This window comes from Streptomyces sp. NPDC002851, assembly GCF_053591935.1.
Genome location: NZ_JBSFUT010000006.1, coordinates 82,895 through 99,786 on the forward strand (window position 1 = coordinate 82,895; position 16,892 = coordinate 99,786).

13 protein-coding genes and 1 pseudogene are annotated in these 16,892 nt (G+C 70.1%); 10 read left to right on the plus strand and 4 right to left on the minus strand.

Annotated features, from left to right (window positions below; all coding sequences use genetic code 11):
• Positions 1 to 21: 21 nt before the first annotated feature.
• A pseudogene (locus ACWD10_RS08865) lies at positions 22 to 1,251 on the minus strand (IS110 family transposase).
• A gap of 486 nt (positions 1,252 to 1,737) precedes the next feature.
• Here ACWD10_RS08865 and ACWD10_RS08870 point away from each other — a divergent pair.
• The gene (locus ACWD10_RS08870; protein WP_451088487.1) at positions 1,738 to 3,738 is read left to right on the plus strand and encodes an ATP-dependent DNA helicase; all 2,001 of its coding nucleotides are present in this window, start codon (positions 1,738 to 1,740) and stop codon (positions 3,736 to 3,738) included.
• Positions 3,739 to 3,932: 194 nt separating this feature from the next.
• Here the strand turns inward: ACWD10_RS08870 and lexA are convergent, their stop codons facing one another.
• A complete protein-coding gene (gene lexA, locus ACWD10_RS08875; RefSeq protein ID WP_451088489.1) occupies positions 3,933 to 4,718 on the minus strand; it encodes a transcriptional repressor LexA in 786 nt (261 codons plus the stop codon).
• A 585-nt stretch (positions 4,719 to 5,303) separates the two neighbouring features.
• On the opposite strand from lexA, the gene nrdR reads away from it, so the two are divergent.
• Positions 5,304 to 5,843 carry a transcriptional regulator NrdR gene (nrdR, locus tag ACWD10_RS08880; protein ID WP_451088491.1) on the plus strand — a complete coding sequence of 180 codons (540 nt, stop codon included), beginning with the start codon at positions 5,304 to 5,306 and terminating at the stop codon, positions 5,841 to 5,843.
• 155 nt (positions 5,844 to 5,998) lie between these two features.
• A complete protein-coding gene (locus ACWD10_RS08885) occupies positions 5,999 to 8,905 on the plus strand; it encodes a vitamin B12-dependent ribonucleotide reductase (RefSeq protein ID WP_451088493.1) in 2,907 nt (968 codons plus the stop codon).
• Positions 8,906 to 8,980: 75 nt separating this feature from the next.
• On the opposite strand, the gene ACWD10_RS08890 is transcribed toward ACWD10_RS08885, so the two are convergent.
• The gene (locus ACWD10_RS08890; RefSeq protein ID WP_451088495.1) at positions 8,981 to 9,508 is read right to left on the minus strand and encodes a TerD family protein; all 528 of its coding nucleotides are present in this window, start codon (positions 9,506 to 9,508) and stop codon (positions 8,981 to 8,983) included.
• Positions 9,509 to 9,702: 194 nt separating this feature from the next.
• Here ACWD10_RS08890 and ACWD10_RS08895 point away from each other — a divergent pair, with 194 nt between their 5' ends.
• Complete coding sequence (locus ACWD10_RS08895; protein ID WP_451088497.1) at positions 9,703 to 10,308, plus strand: YdbC family protein; 606 nt, start codon at positions 9,703 to 9,705, stop codon at positions 10,306 to 10,308.
• 45 nt (positions 10,309 to 10,353) lie between these two features.
• On the opposite strand, the gene ACWD10_RS08900 is transcribed toward ACWD10_RS08895, so the two are convergent.
• Positions 10,354 to 11,049 (minus strand): TetR/AcrR family transcriptional regulator C-terminal ligand-binding domain-containing protein, encoded by a 696-nt coding sequence (locus ACWD10_RS08900; protein WP_451088499.1) that lies wholly within the window; start codon positions 11,047 to 11,049, stop codon positions 10,354 to 10,356.
• 125 nt (positions 11,050 to 11,174) lie between these two features.
• Here ACWD10_RS08900 and abc-f point away from each other — a divergent pair, with 125 nt between their 5' ends.
• The 6 genes from abc-f (at position 11,175) to ACWD10_RS08930 (ending at position 16,824) form a co-directional block, all read left to right on the plus strand.
• Entirely contained in the window at positions 11,175 to 12,785 is a 1,611-nt protein-coding gene (abc-f, locus tag ACWD10_RS08905; RefSeq protein ID WP_451088501.1) for a ribosomal protection-like ABC-F family protein, read from the plus strand.
• Between the two features lie 33 nt (positions 12,786 to 12,818).
• Positions 12,819 to 13,505, plus strand: coding sequence for a histidine phosphatase family protein (locus tag ACWD10_RS08910; protein ID WP_451088503.1), 687 nt, complete (start codon positions 12,819 to 12,821; stop codon positions 13,503 to 13,505).
• A gap of 169 nt (positions 13,506 to 13,674) precedes the next feature.
• Positions 13,675 to 14,583 carry an ADP-ribosylglycohydrolase family protein gene (locus tag ACWD10_RS08915; protein ID WP_451088505.1) on the plus strand — a complete coding sequence of 303 codons (909 nt, stop codon included), beginning with the start codon at positions 13,675 to 13,677 and terminating at the stop codon, positions 14,581 to 14,583.
• Between the two features lie 427 nt (positions 14,584 to 15,010).
• A complete protein-coding gene (locus ACWD10_RS08920) occupies positions 15,011 to 15,250 on the plus strand; it encodes a hypothetical protein (RefSeq protein WP_451088507.1) in 240 nt (79 codons plus the stop codon).
• 93 nt (positions 15,251 to 15,343) lie between these two features.
• Complete coding sequence (locus ACWD10_RS08925; RefSeq protein WP_451088509.1) at positions 15,344 to 16,048, plus strand: ribonuclease HII; 705 nt, start codon at positions 15,344 to 15,346, stop codon at positions 16,046 to 16,048.
• A 71-nt stretch (positions 16,049 to 16,119) separates the two neighbouring features.
• Positions 16,120 to 16,824 carry a hypothetical protein gene (locus tag ACWD10_RS08930; RefSeq protein ID WP_451088511.1) on the plus strand — a complete coding sequence of 235 codons (705 nt, stop codon included), beginning with the start codon at positions 16,120 to 16,122 and terminating at the stop codon, positions 16,822 to 16,824.
• The last annotated feature ends 68 nt before the right edge of the window (positions 16,825 to 16,892 follow it).

The following is a 16,892-nucleotide window of genomic DNA, read 5'->3' on the forward strand; positions in this document are numbered from 1 at the left end:
ACACCTCAGGGCGCTAAGCCGTCAAGCGGCGGCTGCGAGTTCGGTGGGGAAGGCCCTGTCTTCTTCGAACATGCGGCGCTTCTGGAGGCAGTGATAGAGCTGCCCCAACATCCGGTTAAAAAGGTTCCTCTGTGCGGCGGCGTGCCAGTCTCCGTGGTCGTCGCGGCGGCGCCGGTAATGGGCTCTGGCGCCGGGTGAGGCGGTGATCGCGGAGAACGCCCAGAGGTAACCGGCGTGGTTGAGGCGGTCGTTTTTCACCCAGCGCCTGGTGATGGACGACTTCTTGCCGGAGGCCCTGGTGATGGGCGAGGAACCGGCGTATGCCTTCAGCCCGCGGGCATCGGCGAACCGCTGGCGGTCGTCTCCGATTTCGGCGAGCACCCGGGCGCCAAGCTGGACGCCGAGGCCAGGGAAGCTGAGGATGACGTCAGCGTCCGGGTGCTGAGGGAAAGTCTCCTCCACCGCCTTGGCGAGGTCGTCGGCGGCGGTGCAGGCGGCGTCTAGTTGGACGAGAAGGGCGAGCATCTGCTTGCCGAGCGCGTCCTCGACCAGCGGAGGTTGGTGGGCCCAGTCGGCCCGGAAGACCTCCCGGAGGCGTTCGGCCTCGGTCTCGATGCCGCGCTTGCGGCCCGCCCGCTTCAGAGCAGCCTGGATCTGGGTGCGTGTCAGCCGCGCGGCACGGGCCGGTGTCGGGGCGGCCTTGAGGATCTCCCGGGCCTCGGGGCGGCACAGCCCGTTCTTCTACGGCTCGAAGGCCGCCAGGGCGGACGGGTAGTACTCCCGAAGGAGCGAGCGGAGCTGGTTGGAAAGCTGCTGGCGATTCCAAGTGCTGTCCTGCTGGGCGCGGGCCAAGACGGCGACGGCACGGGCCATATCCGAGTCGTTCGGCAGGGCTCGGTGAGCATGCATGTCCGTCCGAAGCACGTTGGCGAGAACGAGGGCATCGCCGGGGTCGGACTTCTTGCGCGAGACGCAGTGGCGGTCGCGGTAGCGGGCGGCTGCCATCGGATTGATCGCGAACACCTGCCGCTTGCCGGTCCGCAGCACCGCCACCAGCAGGCCCCTGGACGTCTCGATCGCCACCGGGATCGGGTTCTCCTCGGTGTCGCCGAACTCGGCGAGCAGGTCCAACAGGATCCGATAGCCGGCCGCATCGTCGGTGATGTGCCGCTTGGCCAGCAGCTGGCCGCTGTCGTCGACCAAGGCGACGTCGTGGGTCCGTTCCGCCCAGTCGATACCGCAGTAGATCAAGTTGCTCCTCCCCTGAGCAAAGGCGTTTGCACTGGTCACGAGCGCATGCGGGCCACGCAGCGACCTAATCCCAGGACTCAGCACCAGGCCGGTCCGCCACCTCAGTAGCCGTTCGTGGCACCAGCGCACCCCACGGGCCTCGGTCTATCCGGGAGCTCAGACGGCTCGGGCGTAACGAGAGGTCACCGCGCGGCGGGCTCGCACCACGAAGATCAACGAGCGAGCACAGCAGTAGGTGGTGGCGGCCGCGAGGACGCCGAACGCCGCCCCTCTCTCTCAAGGCGCCCACGCCGGGCTGACATAAGGCATCCGTCCGGCGCCCACGCGGCCGTCACCACCATGAGCATCAGGACCGCGCACCGATCTACGGGAAGGCATCGGATGCCCGGGTGGTCGTGAGTGTCACGGCCCCGCTGCTCGAACAGCCCGTAACGAACTCTGATCTCGTCCGGCACTGTCTTACCTACGGATTAGGGTGGTCGGGCTATGACGAAGCCCTCCCTCCCCGAACTCCTGCACGCCGCCGTCACCGCCGTCGGCGGCACGGAGCGCCCTGGCCAGGTGACCATGGCCGAGTCCGTCGCCGAGGCCATCGACGACGGCTCCCACCTGCTGGTCCAGGCCGGCACCGGCACCGGTAAGTCCCTCGGCTATCTGGTCCCCGCGCTCGCGCACGGGGAGCGCGTGGTGGTGGCGACGGCCACGCTCGCGCTGCAGCGGCAGCTCGTGGAGCGGGACCTGCCGCGGACGGTGGACGCGCTGCATCCGCTGCTGCGCCGCCGCCCGCAGTTCGCCATGCTCAAGGGCCGTTCCAACTATTTGTGCCTGCACCGGCTGCACGAGGGCGCGCCGCAGGACGAGGGCGGCGGGGACGCGGGCCTTTTCGATCAGTTCGAGGCGGCGGCCCCCACCAGCAAGCTCGGCAAGGACCTGCTGCGGATGCGGGACTGGGCGGACGAGACGGAGACCGGCGACCGGGACGACCTCACGCCCGGTGTCTCCGACCGCGCCTGGTCCCAGGTGTCGGTCTCCTCACGCGAGTGCCTGGGCGCCTCGAAGTGCGCCTATGGCGCGGAGTGCTTCGCCGAGCTGGCCCGGGAGCGCGCCAAGCTCTCCGATGTCGTCGTCACCAACCACGCGCTGCTCGCCATCGACGCCATCGAGGGCGCCCCGGTGCTGCCGCAGCACGAGGTGCTGATCGTCGACGAGGCCCACGAGCTGGTCTCCCGGGTGACCGGCGTCGCCACCGGCGAGCTCACCCCGGGCCAGGTGAACCGCGCGGTGCGCCGCGCCGCCAAGCTGGTCAACGAGAAGACCGCCGACCAGCTCCAGACCGCCGCCGAGGGCTTCGAGCGCCTGATGGAGCTGGCCCTGCCCGGCCGCCTCGAGGAGATCCCCGAGGACCTCGGCTACGCCCTCCTGGCGCTGCGTGACGCTGCCCGCAATGTCGTCTCGGCCCTCGGCTCGACCCGCGACAAGTCCGTTCAGGACGAGGACGCGGTCCGTAAGCAGGCGCTGGCGGCGGTGGAGAACATCCACGACGTGGCGGAGCGGATCAGCAACGGCTCCGAGTGGGACGTCGTCTGGTACGAGCGCCACGACCGCTTCGGCGCCTCGCTGCGTGTGGCCCCCATGTCGGTCTCGGGCCTGCTCCGCGAGAAGCTCTTCACGGACCGCTCCGTGGTCCTCACCTCGGCCACGCTCAAGCTGGGTGGCGACTTCAACGGCGTGGGGGCCTCGCTCGGCCTGGCCGCGGAAGGCCTGGCGGGCACGCGGGGCACGGAGGCCGAGGAGCTGCCCGTCTGGAAGGGCATCGACGTCGGCTCGCCCTTCGACTACGGCAAGCAGGGCATCCTGTACGTCGCCAAGCATCTGGCCCGCCCGGCCCGGGACGGCAACCGCGGCGACATGCTCGACGAGCTCGCCGAGCTGATCCAGGCGAGCGGTGGCCGCACGCTCGGCCTCTTCTCCTCGATGCGCGGCGCCCAGTCCGCGGCCGAGGAACTCCGTTCCCGCATCCCGGAGCTCCCGATTCTGCTCCAGGGCGAGGACACTCTCGGCGAGCTGATCAAGAACTTCTCGGCCGACCCCAAGACCTGTCTGTTCGGCACGCTCTCGCTCTGGCAGGGCGTCGATGTCCCGGGCTCCAGCTGCCAGCTCGTGGTGATGGACAAGATCCCGTTCCCGCGCCCCGACGACCCGCTGATGAGCGCCCGGCAGAAGGCGGTTGAGGACGCCGGGGGCAATGGCTTCATGGCGGTCGCGGCGACGCATGCGGCGCTGCTGATGGCGCAGGGCGCGGGCCGCCTGATCCGAGCCTCGGGCGACCGCGGCGTGGTCGCGGTCCTGGACCCCCGCCTGGCCACGGCCCGCTACGGCAGCTATCTGAAGGCGTCTCTCCCGGAGTTCTGGTCCACGACGGACCGCAATCAGGTACGCCGCTCCCTGGCCGCGATCGACATGGCGGCCAGGGAGTCGGAGGCGTAACCGACCGGACAGCGGGCGAACACCTGGCGTAGCCCGGGCCGCCCACGGATGCGGCACGCCCCTCCCGGCCGTCAGGTGCGGGGAGGGGCAGGGAGACGCGGCGCCGGACCGAGAGCATGGGGTGGCGCGGCTCGTTCAGGGCCCCGGAACCGGCGCAGTTGGTCCCGGGGCCCGGTCAGGGGCGGTGGGGGTCTTCAAACCCGCCGCAGAACTGCCACCACCTTGCCGAGGATCGTCGCCTCGTCACCGGGGATCGGCTGGTACGCGGCGTTGTGCGGCAGCAGCCAGACGTGACCGTCCTCGCGCTTGAACCGCTTCACCGTCGCCTCGCCCTCGAGCATGGCGGCCACGATGTCGCCGTTCTCCGCGACGGGCTGGCGGCGCACGGTGACCCAGTCGCCGTCACAGATCGCCGCGTCGATCATCGAGTCACCCACGACCTTGAGCACGAAGAGCTCGCCGTCGCCCACGAGTTGCCGGGGGAGCGGGAAGACGTCCTCGACCGACTCCTCTGCGAGGATCGGGCCACCTGCGGCGATCCGGCCGACGAGCGGGACGTAGGACGCCGCCGGCTTGCCGGTGGTGTCGGTGGCCTGGGTGCTGGGCTGGTCGGAGCCGCGTACCTCGTACGCCCGCGGCCGGTGCGGGTCCCGGCGCAGGAAGCCCTTGCGCTCCAGGGCCATCAGCTGGTGGGCCACCGAAGACGTGCTGGACAGGCCCACGGCCTGGCCGATCTCCCGCATGGACGGCGGGTAGCCGCGCCGCTGCACCGAGTCACGAATGACCTCGATGACGCGACGCTGCCGGTCCGTGAGCCCCGAGCTGTCCGCCCTGATCCCCGGAGGTCGGCCGGGCAGCGAGCGTGTGGGCTTCTGGCCCTCCGGGTTCGTGGCTGCGTCAGTCATGGCATGCACCGCCTCGAGTCGGCCCTGGGAGCGGTCCTGGGCGGTGATGGTGGCACTGTCTGCGGTGGTGGTCACGGCGGCCCCTCTCGAGATGTTCTCCCTAGCTGGACAACGGTAGTTGCTTTCGAAAGGTTGCGCCAAACACACGTTCGAGTGAAAAACCGCGAATTACCTGACGCGATCATGTGTCCAGGTGTATAGGCGAGGGTCGAACGAATGGCAATTCGGTTTATTGCGGTACTCTTCGCCGTCGGATCGAGCCCTGCGGCGACGCCTCCAGTGTGCCACCCACCCTCCGTGCGATGTTCCACGGGACGTCCGCGTGGCGTTCCCCGGGGTCTCCCGCGGCGTTCTCCGGCTGCATCCTCGCACCCCGCCGGGGGTACTTCCCCGGACCTCCCAGGGTCCAGGCGTGCACCTCTCTCGCGTACGCTCTCCGGCGGCCCGCGACGGCCCGCGTCGGCGACACGCTACAGCGTCGAGAAGGGCATCAAACCCCAGATCTAGTGGTTGAATTGGCGCAGGCACCCAGATGTGGGGTCCCGGGTCGTTGAGGGCCTCGGCCATCGCCTATGCTTGGGGCTGCTTCGAGGGAGTCGGGTGTGGCCCGGGTGTCTTTACGAAGCCATTCAGTCGTGCTGTGAAGGAGGGTTGGGAGCTATGCACTGCCCCTTCTGCAGGCACCCCGACAGCCGCGTCGTCGACAGTCGCACCACCGACGACGGGACGTCGATCCGCCGGCGCCGTCAGTGCCCGGACTGCTCCCGTCGTTTCACGACCGTGGAGACCTGCTCGCTGATGGTGATCAAGCGCAGCGGGGTGACCGAACCTTTCAGCCGTACCAAGGTCATCAATGGCGTGCGCAAGGCATGCCAGGGGCGACCGGTGACCGAGGATGCTCTCGCCCAGCTCGGCCAGCGGGTCGAGGAGGCGGTGCGCGCCACCGGCAGTGCCGAGCTGACCACCCACGACGTGGGTCTGGCCATACTCGGCCCGCTGCGGGAGCTAGACCTCGTCGCATACCTGCGATTCGCGTCCGTGTACCGGGCGTTCGACTCGCTCGAGGACTTCGAGAGCGCCATCGCCGAGCTCAGGGAGCAACGCGACTGCGCGCCTGGCGAGGACGACCAAGGCCGCGTGGCCGACCGCGGATCCACGGGGGCCGGCGCGGTCCCGGTGCCCGCCACCGCCGCCGACTGACGGGCGCACCGGACCGGACCGACGCGGTCGGGCGGTCGGCGGCGATCGAGACCTGTCACGGACGGCACGACCAGCGTCCGCGACACCAGACACACACCGTGCCACGGGAAGAACGGGGCACTTCAGGGCGTTTTAGCCCGATACAGGGAGGCGGCATGACAGAGACGGCGAGCGGCCCGGCACGAGGTTCCCGCAAGGGTGCCAAGGCTGCTGCTGCCCGACAGGGCTTGCGTATCGAGCGCATCCACACCACCCCCGGCGTGCATCCGTACGACGAGGTGAACTGGGAGCGCCGTGACGTCGTCATGACCAATTGGCGCGACGGCTCGGTCAACTTCGAGCAGCGTGGCGTCGAGTTCCCCGACTTCTGGTCGGTGAACGCGGTCAACATCGTCACCAGCAAGTACTTCCGCGGGGCCGTCGGCACCCCGCAGCGCGAGACCGGTCTGAAGCAGCTGATCGACCGGATCGTGAAGACGTACCGCAAGGCCGGTGAGGACTACAACTACTTCGCCTCGCCCGCGGACGCCGAGATCTTCGAGCACGAGCTGGCGTACGCCCTCCTGCACCAGATCTTCAGCTTCAACTCCCCGGTGTGGTTCAACGTCGGCACGCCCCAGCCGCAGCAGGTCTCGGCCTGCTTCATCCTGTCCGTCGACGACTCCATGGAGTCGATCCTCGACTGGTACAAGGAAGAGGGCATGATCTTCAAGGGCGGCTCCGGAGCCGGCCTGAACCTCTCCCGTATCCGCTCCTCCAAGGAGCTGCTCTCCTCCGGCGGCAACGCGTCCGGGCCGGTCTCCTTCATGCGCGGTGCTGACGCCTCTGCAGGAACGATCAAGTCGGGTGGCGCCACGCGCCGCGCGGCCAAGATGGTCATCCTCGACGTCGACCACCCGGACATCGAGTCCTTCATCGAGACCAAGGTGAAGGAGGAGGAGAAGATCCGCGCCCTGCGCGACGCGGGCTTCGACATGGACCTGGGCGGCGACGACATCACGTCCGTCCAGTACCAGAACGCCAACAACTCGGTCCGCGTGAACGACGAGTTCATGAAGGCCGTGGAGGCCGACGGCAAGTTCGGGCTGCGCGCCCGGATGACCGGTGACGTCATCGAGGAGGTCGACGCCAAGTCGCTCTTCCGCAAGATGGCCGAGGCCGCCTGGGCCTGCGCCGACCCCGGTATCCAGTACGACGACACCATCAACCACTGGCACACGTGCCCGGAGTCCGGCCGCATCAACGGCTCGAACCCGTGCAGCGAGTACATGCACCTGGACAACACGTCCTGCAACCTGGCCTCGCTGAACCTGATGAAGTTCCTGAAGGACGACGGCGAGGGCAACCAGTCCTTCGACGCCGAGCGCTTCGCCAAGGTCGTCGAGCTGGTCATCACCGCGATGGACATCTCCATCTGCTTCGCGGACTTCCCGACCGAGAAGATCGGCGAGAACACCCGCGCCTTCCGCCAGCTCGGCATCGGCTACGCCAACCTCGGCGCCCTGCTCATGGCGACCGGCCACGCCTACGACTCCGACGGTGGCCGTGCGCTCGCCGGCGCCATCACCTCACTGATGACGGGTACGTCGTACAAGCGCTCCGCCGAACTCGCCGCCGTGGTCGGCCCGTACGACGGCTATGCCCGCAACGCCGAGCCGCACAAGCGCGTCATGAAGCAGCACGCCGACGCCAACGCCAAGGCCGTCCGCATGGACGACCTGGACACCCCGATCTGGGCCGCCGCCACGGAGGCCTGGCAGGACGTGGTCCGGCTCGGCGACAAGCACGGCTTCCGCAACTCGCAGGCGTCCGTGATTGCCCCGACCGGCACCATCGGTCTGGCGATGTCCTGCGACACCACCGGCCTCGAGCCCGACCTGGCCCTGGTCAAGTTCAAGAAGCTGGTCGGCGGTGGCTCGATGCAGATCGTGAACAACACGGTCCCGCAGGCGCTGCGCCGTCTCGGCTACCAGCCGGAGCAGGTCGAGGCGATCGTCGCCCACATCGCCGACCACGGCAATGTGATCGACGCCCCCGGCCTCAAGCTGGAGCACTACGAGGTCTTCGACTGCGCCATGGGCGAGCGCTCCATCTCCGCGATGGGCCACGTCCGGATGATGGCCGCGATCCAGCCCTGGATCTCCGGCGCGCTCTCCAAGACGGTCAACCTGCCCGAGTCGGCCACCGTCGAGGACGTCGAAGAGGTCTACTTCGAGGCGTGGAAGCTGGGCGTCAAGGCGCTCGCCATCTACCGCGACAACTGCAAGGTCGGTCAGCCGCTCTCCACCAAGAAGTGGTCGTCCACCGACGAGGCGGCGAAGACCGAGATCACGGAGAAGGCCGAGGACACGATCCGCGAGGCGGTCGAGAAGGTCGTCGAGTACCGCCCGGTCCGCAAGCGCCTCCCGAAGGGCCGCCCGGGCATCACCACCTCCTTCACGGTGGGCGGCGCCGAGGGCTACATGACCGCCAACTCCTACCCGGACGACGGACTCGGCGAGGTCTTCCTGAAGATGTCCAAGCAGGGCTCGACCCTCGCGGGCATGATGGACGCCTTCTCCATCGCCGTCTCCGTGGGCCTGCAGTACGGCGTCCCGCTGGAGACGTACGTCTCGAAGTTCACCAACATGCGCTTCGAGCCGGCCGGTATGACGGACGACCCGGACGTGCGGATGGCGCAGTCGATCGTCGACTACATCTTCCGCCGCCTGGCGCTGGACTTCCTGCCCTTCGAGACCCGTTCCGCGCTCGGCATCCACTCCGCCGAGGAGCGTCAGCGCCACCTCGAGACCGGCTCCTACGAGCCGACCGACGATGAGCTGGACGTCGAGGGCCTGGCCCAGTCCGCCCCGCGGGCCCAGGAACTCCTGAAGTCCGTGTCGACGCCGCGCACCGAGAGCACGCCGAGCGCGAAGGAGGCGCACACCTCCGCCGAGCTCGTCGAGATGCAGCTGGGCATCAACGCCGACGCGCCGCTCTGCTTCTCCTGCGGTACGAAGATGCAGCGGGCCGGTTCCTGCTACATCTGCGAGGGCTGCGGTTCGACCAGCGGCTGCAGCTGATGTGAACCAGTAGGTCCCCGAGGGGCGGTGAGCCGGACGGCTTGCCGCCCCTCGGCGTATCCGGCGACGGTCTGCTCAGACGAGCCGGTCGAGTTCGGCGAAGAACGACGCCGGTGCGGCGTCGAAGCCGCGGATCGAGGGGTGCAGTTCCCACGCGCCGGTCTCGTCCCGGGTGAACTCCGCGACCGTGGCTGCCGTGCAGCGCGCGACCTCGGTCAGGTCGCTGGTCGACAGCTCCGTATAGCCCTCGGCTATCCGCACGCCGGTGTTGGCGATGTCGCCGAAGACCCGGTGTCCCTCGGTCTGCTGAATGGCCGCGCCGACGACGACGCGGGTGTACCGCTCGGCGATCCGGTCGAACTCCAGGGTCATGACCTCGTCGTAGCCGAAGCCCTGGCCCGTGCGGCTGTCCCGGTTCAGCGTGATGGTGCCGTCCGGCGACCGGCTGTCGAAGTGCACCACGTAGTCGGGTTCGTTGTACGGCGCGTCGGCCGTGTAGGCCGCCGCGATCAGATCGAGGTCGTGGTCCGGGGCGCCGAGCGGGCTCGGATCCCACCGCAGCCCGACCTCGACCTTGCCGAGTCCCTTGTTGAACGTACTCACGTCCGGATTCCCCCTTTTCGGCGCTGAGTTGAGGACACGTCACGCGACGACGTCCGATGACTACGCTACGACGTCCCACCGACAATCGTGCAGCGCGGGGGAGTTCGGGACGGAGTGGTGATTCTTTCGGGACGGTTCGGAGGCACTGTGCCGGAGCGTGACCGACGCCATGCTCAGCACCGTACGATGGCGCGGTGCTGGTCAAGTGGATTCGCTGCACGGTTGTGGACCGCCAACGGTTCGAGCGGGGGCAGCGGAAGTGGGCGGGGCTTCTGGGGGAGCCGGGGTTCCGAGGACAGGGCGGCGGGTGGAGCAGGATACGACCGGACGTCGTCCATCTTTTCGCCTTCTGGGAGAGCCGCGCCTTCTACGACTCCTTCATGGCGCGCTCCCACGACCGGCTGCACGCCGCCCAGGTCGGCACGTACAAGGACAGCCAGGTCAAGCTCTTCGACCACCGCTTCGACGTGAAGACCGGGTTCGAGCCACGCTTCACCGGCGTCGACGTGGTGCGGGTCGCGCACTGCCGGGTGCGTGCGGAGAGGGTCGAGCACTTCGCACTGATGCAGGAGAAGGTGTGGAACCCGGCGATGGCCGGATCCCCGGGCATGGTCCGCGGCCTGTTCGGGGCGGCACCCGGTGATGAGTTCCTGGTCCTTTCCATGTGGCAGTCGGCGGCCGAGCACGGCAAGTACCGCGCCGAGCGCGTCGAACGGCTCGCGTTGCGCGCGCAGATAGAGGCCGATGTCGCGGCCCTCGCGGGCGATGTCGTGCAATTGGAGCCGTCCTGGACGGTGTGAGCGGCCCGCCATGACCGGCTCCCGCGGCGCTGCCGGGCGTGCGGCTCAGGCCGCCGTCCTGGCGAAGGCGCCGGAGCGGATCGCGGCGAGCGCGGCCGCGGCGGACTGGTCGGCGAGGGCGAGGTCGACCGGCTCGTGGGTGACGAAGAGTCGCAGGAACAGCGGGGCGGAGACGGCGCGTACGACCGTGCCCGCGTCGGTGTCGGGGTCCGCCTCGCCGCGGGCGACCGCCCGCTCGACGACCTCTTCGCAGCGCCTGAACCGCTCGGTGTAGAAGGCGCGCAGGGCGTGCTCCGCCCGCTCGGACTGGAACGACGCCGCGATGAACGCCGTGGGTGCGGCTGCCGCGGCCGGGTCCGCGAAGCTCTCCACCACCTCGCGCGCGAGGGCGCGCAGGTCGCCTTCCAGGCTGCCCGTATCGGGCGCTGCCCAGGTGTCCTCGCCGGCCTGGTCCAGGGCCTCGGCCACGAGCCCTTCGAGCCCGCCCCAGCGGCGGTACAGCGTCGTCTTATGGACGCCCGAGTGCTCCGCCACATACTCGACCGTCAGCCCGGGGTACCCGAACTCGGCCAGGCCGGTGAGCACCGCGTCGCGGACCGCGGCGCGGGTCCGGGCGGTGCGTCCGCCGGGGCGGAGGGTGCCGGGGGACGCGGTGGTCTGCTCCGTCTGTTCCGGCTGGTCGGTCGGCTCGTGTTGCGCGGGCGCCGGGCGCCTCGGGCTCTTCAGATTCTTCGAAGGCAATTGCTACTCCCGTTGCGTTAGTGGCTCCGAGTGTGCCACACTCAACGTTAATGCACCAGGAGTTGCATTTGAATGGATCCTTGGCGGTGCAGGCCCGGTGGCGGGCACGGTGATCGGAGGCGTCCTTGCCCACTCAGATCTCTCTTCGTGGCGTGACCAAGTCGCGCGGCGACCGGCTGCTCCTCGACGGCGTGTCCCTGACGGTCCGCCCGGGCGAACGCATAGGGGTCGTCGGGGAGAACGGCGCGGGCAAGTCGACGCTGCTCCAGCTCCTCGCCGGATCCGAACGGCCCGACGAGGGCGAGGTCGTGCTCCAGGCCGACCAGGGCGCGGGGCTGCACGCCCAGACCCCGCAACTGCCGCAGGACCGGACCGTCGGCGACGCGATCGACGCCGCCCTCACCGAACTCCGCTCCATGGAGCAGAGGTTGCGCCACCTCGAGGAAAGCCTCGGCGCGGGCGACGAGGCCGAGCTGAGCGAGTACGGCGACCTGCTCACCGCCTTCGAACTGCGCGGCGGGTACGAGGCCGACGCGCGCGTGGACAAGGCGCTGCACGGACTCGGGATCGGTGACACAGGGCGGCACCGCGTGCTCGGCAGCCTGTCCGGCGGCGAGCAGGCCCGGCTCGGACTGGCCTGCCTCATCGCGGCGGCGCCCGAGGTGATGCTGCTCGACGAGCCGACCAACCACCTGGACGAGTCCGCGCTCGACTGGCTGGAGGAGGCCCTGCTCGCCCACACGGGCACGGTGATCGCGGTCTCCCACGACCGTACGTTCCTCGAACGCGTCGCCACGGCCATCCTCGACGTGGTCGCCGACCGCCGCACGGTCGTGCGGTACGGCGGCGGGTACGCGGGCTACCGCGCCGAGCAGCTCGCCGCGCGCCAACGCTGGGAGCAGGCGTACGCGGAGTGGTCCGAGGAGACGGCCCGGCTCGAGGAGTTCGCCCGCACCACCGCGCACGGCGTCGCCGCCGGGCGCGGCATCAAGGACAACAACAAGATGGCGTACGACCGGGCGGGCGCCCGCGTCCAGTCGTCGGTCTCGGGCCGGATCCGGAACGCACAGGAACGGCTCCGCCGCCTCCGAGAGAACGCCGTCCCCCGCCCACCGGAGCCGCTGACCTTCCGGGCCCACCCGGTGGCGGGGGCCGCCGAGTCGGAGCTGGTGACCCTGCGGGACGTGCGGGTCGCCGACCGGCTCACCGTCGACGAGCTGAAGGTCGCCGCGGGGGAGCGGTTACTGATCCACGGGGGAAACGGAGCGGGCAAGTCGACCCTGCTGCGCATCATGGCGGGCGTCCTCGCACCGGACGAGGGCACTGTGCTCCGGCGCGGCGCCGTCGGCTACCTCGCCCAGGAAATCCCGGTGAGCCGCCCCGCGGAGCGGGTGCTCCAGACCTTCGGGCGCGGACTCCCACTCACGGAGGAGGAGCAGGCAGAACTGCTGCTCTCCTACGGCCTGTTCCGCCCTCGCGACCTGCACGTCCCTGTCGGCTCGCTCTCCGCCGGGCAGCGCCGCCGCCTCGGTCTGGCCCGCCTCCTGGCCCGGCCCGCCGACCTGCTGCTGCTCGACGAACCGGCCAACCACCTGGCCCTGTCCCTGGTGGAGGAACTGGAGGAGGCCCTGGAGCAGTGGACGGGCGCGCTCGTCGTGGTCTCGCACGACCGCCTGCTGCGCAGCCGCTTCACCGGGCGGATACGCCGGATGGAGGGCGGGCACCTCGTCGGCTGACCACGGTCGGATAAGCCCATCTAGGGTTTCGGCATGGCACGACCTCGGCGCATCGTCCTCGTCCGGCACGGCGAGTCGGAGGGCAATGTCGATGACACGGTGTACGAACGCGAACCCGACCATGCGCTGAGGCTCACCGAGACCGGTCGGCGGCAGGCGGAAGACGCAGGTCAGCGGCTGCGCGCGCTCTTCGGGGACGAGGGCATCAGTGTCTATGTCTCGCCCTACCGACGCACCCTGGAGACCCTGGCCGCCTTCGGCCTTGACCCCGACCGCATCCGGGTGCGGGAGGAGCCGCGGCTGCGGGAGCAGGACTGGGGCAACTGGCAGGACCGGGACGACGTACGACTGCAGAAGGCGTACCGGGACGCGTACGGCCACTTCTTCTACCGCTTCGCCCAGGGCGAGTCGGGTGCCGACGTGTACGACCGGGTGGGTGCGTTCCTGGAGAGCCTCTACCGCAGCTTCGAGGCGCCGGACCACCCGCCGAACGTCCTCCTGGTCACCCACGGACTGACCATGCGGCTGTTCTGCATGCGGTGGTTCCACTGGTCGGTCGCCGAATTCGAGGCGCTGTCCAACCCGGGCAACGCCGAGATACGGATGCTGGTGCTCGGCGAGGACGGGCGGTACACCCTCGACCGCCCCTTCGAGCGGTGGCGCGAGCCCGAGCCGTACGACTTGAGAGGTGAGAGCCGAGAGATGAGGAACGAGAGATGAGAGGTGGGCGATGCGGGGTGAGAGATGCGGGGTGGGAGATGAAGGTGAGAGACGAGCGGCGAGGGCGCGAGAGGAGAGGTGCGAAGCGTGAACGGACGGGACTTAGGAGGCGCGGGGTGGCCCGCGTGTCCGGCGGGTCGGACGGGACACCCGATAGAGTGGCAGGGCGATGATCGCTGACTCCGCTTCCGAACGGCGCCTCGAGCGTGCTCTGGCCGGCCTGCGTGGCCTCGCGGTAGGGGACGCCCTCGGCGCCCAGTTCTTCATCCCCGCGCACTATCCCCTGCTCAAGCGGCGGGAGCTGCCGCCCGGGCCCTGGCCCTGGACCGATGACACCGAAATGGCCTGCTCCGTGCTCGCCGTTCTCGTCGGGCACGGGCGCGTCGAGCAGGACGCGCTCGCCCGGTCCTTCGCGGAGCACCAGAGCGACGACCGGGGCTACGGTCCCGCGGTGAGCCGACTGCTCCGGCTGTTCAGGGAGGGCGGCGACTGGCGCGAGCTGTCCGCCGGGCTGTTCAAGGGCCAGGGCTCCTGGGGTAACGGCGCGGCCATGCGGATCGCACCGCTCGGCGCCTGGTACGCCGACGACCCGGAGCAGGCCACGCACCAGGCGGAGATCTCCGCGTACCCCACGCATCAGCATCGCGAGGCGGTCGTGGGCGCCATGGCGGTGGCCGCCGCGGCGGCACTCGCGGCGGACTCGGCGGGTCCACCCACCCCCGCGGCGCTGCTCGACGGGGTGATCGCCCTCGTGCCGCGCAGCGCAGTCGGCGCCGGGCTGCGCCGGGCCCGCGACATGCTCGACTACGACGACGCGACCACGGTCGCCGCGGTGCTCGGCTGCGGTCGGCGCAGCACGGCGCATGACACGGTGCCGTTCGCGCTGTGGTCGGCCGCCCGGGGGCTCGGCGACTTCGAGCGGGCCATCTGGACCACCGCCCAGGTGGGCGGGGACATGGACACCACCTGCGCCATCGTGGGCGGAGTGGTGGCCGCCGGTGCCGACGGAGCGCCGCCCGCCGCCTGGCAGGAGCGGACCGAGTCCCTGCCCGACTGGGTTCCGGGCACCGCTGACTGACCGCCTGCGATTCCCCGACCCCCTCCGTAACCGTCTCCGACCCTCCGCGCCGTCTGCGACTCTCCGCGACCCCCGACACTCCGTCCACCGACTACGCGGTCATCGACCTCTGCCCAGCACTCTCACGTAACGTCAAAGTTTTCGGAAGCTCATCTTCCTGTGTGACCGGCTCAAGTCGTGCTTGAGTTCGGCGTATGGCTCGGAGTTCGGCAGCGAGACTTGCGTACGAAATCTACCGCTGCGTTAGAGTGGCGCTGCTCGCCGACGGTGTCGGCCTGCTTCCGCATGCTGGTCCCGGGCCGTGGTGGAGTGTTCGCCTCGTCCACTGCTCGGGAGCGGCACCGCGCTTGCTGAACGGCTCCGCGGCAGCGCCCGGGTGACCTCGTAGAGGAAGCCCCGAGAGGTCTGGACGAGAAGGAAGAGTGTGATGGCCGTATTCAGGCTCGAGCTGGCCGACGGGCGGGACATCGAGGTCGAGGCCGAGGCGGCGGGCCGCGCCCCCTCGGGGGAGATCGTCCTCGAGGGCAGTGACGGCCGGGGACGGATCGAGCGCATCGCCACCTACCGGCCCGACGCCGTGAAGTCCGTGTCCCGCCGCGGCCCCGCCGAAGGGGGCGTCTACACCTGGCTCCCGCAGCCGGCCTCCGGCCAGTGGTGGTGCTACTGAGCCGGATCGGACGCCGTGCCCAACTGGGCGGAACGGCAAGTTCCGGGCCGGGGTGTCGCAGCGTGCCCCTGGCGGCGTAATCTGTCAGGCGCCATGCCGTACAAAGCACCCACGCACACTGTCGAACGCTCCCTGCGGGCGACCACCGGAGCGAAGATCGTCGCCGGTGTCGACGAGGTGGGACGCGGCGCCTGGGCGGGCCCGGTCACCGTCTGCGCGGCGGTCACCGGACTGCGCCGGCCGCCGGAAGGGCTCACCGACTCCAAGCTGCTCACCGTGAAGCGGCGGGAAGAGCTGTGTGAAGTCCTCACCAAGTGGGTCACCGCCTACGCGCTCGGTCATGCCTCGCCAGAGGAGATCGACAAGGTCGGTATGACGGCGGCGCTGCGCCTTGCCGCGGTGCGTGCGCTGGAGGAGCTGCCCGTCCGTCCGGACGCGGTGATCCTCGATGGTAAGTACGACTATCTCGGTGCCCCCTGGAAGGTCCGCACGGTCATCAAGGGGGACCAGTCCTGTGTCGTGGTCGCCGCGGCCTCGGTGATCGCCAAGGTCCGGCGGGACGCGATGATGGCCGAACTGGGCGCCGAGCACGCCGACTTCGCCTTCGGCGCCAACGCGGGGTATCCCTCACCGGTGCACAAGGCGGCACTTGAGGAGCGGGGTCCGACCCCGTACCACCGGCTCTCCTGGTCCTATCTCGACGGGCTGCCCAAGTGGCGGCACCTCAAGAAGAACCGGGTCCCGGTGTTCGGAAATGGTGTTGAGAAAATCGAGGGGCAACTCGGCTTCGATTTCTGACACCATTGCCGGTCGTACTCATGTGCCACCCGCTGGTGCGGTCCGCACCGGCGTTTGATAGACAACCACCCATGCCTCTCATTCCCGAGGAGCCTCAGATTCACGAGAGCGCCCAGGGTCCCCGCGCTACGCCCGCCAGCGGCCGCACCGCGCCGACCCCCCGTCCCGTTCCCGGCCCCCGCCCCGCAGCCCCGGCGCGACCGGGGCGGCCGGGGCCCGCCCGGCCCACGCCGCCCGCCCAGCGCACCACGCGTGAGTCGGCCAAGACCGCACCGCCCGGCCCGTCGCCGGCCCAGGCCAAGACCAACGCCAAGGGTCCTGGTACGCCTGCGACTTCGGGTAAGCCCGCTGCTCCGGCCGCGCCCGCCGCGTCCGACGCGCCTGCCACGCCGCAGATCCAGCTGATCCCGGCCTCCGCGGAAGGCGCGCTCGACGCCGCCGACGAGGCCGTCGACCTGCTGCTCGACAGTGGCCGCGCGCCCGGCGAGGTCCTGGTGATCAGCACCGGCGAGCCGCACCCGTGGGCCGCGCACGAAAGGTCCTTCGGCGAGGCCTCCTACTGGGCCCAGCACGACGCGCGCGACGACGTGTTCTACGCCGCCGCGACCGACGCCGGGCGCGCCGAGTCCCGGCCCGTGGTCGTCGTCGCCGTCAACGGCGGCTCCGACGCCGACGCGGCCACCGCGCTGCCGCTGGCCCTCAGCCGGGCCGGTGCCCTGCTGATCGTCTGCGGCGACCCGCAGCGCATCAACTCGGCGCTCGGCGCGGGAGTCTGAGACCCCGGGCCGCGGGTGCGGCTCGGGGTACGACGGCTGGGGTCAGAGCTCGGTGTGCGGCTTTGACC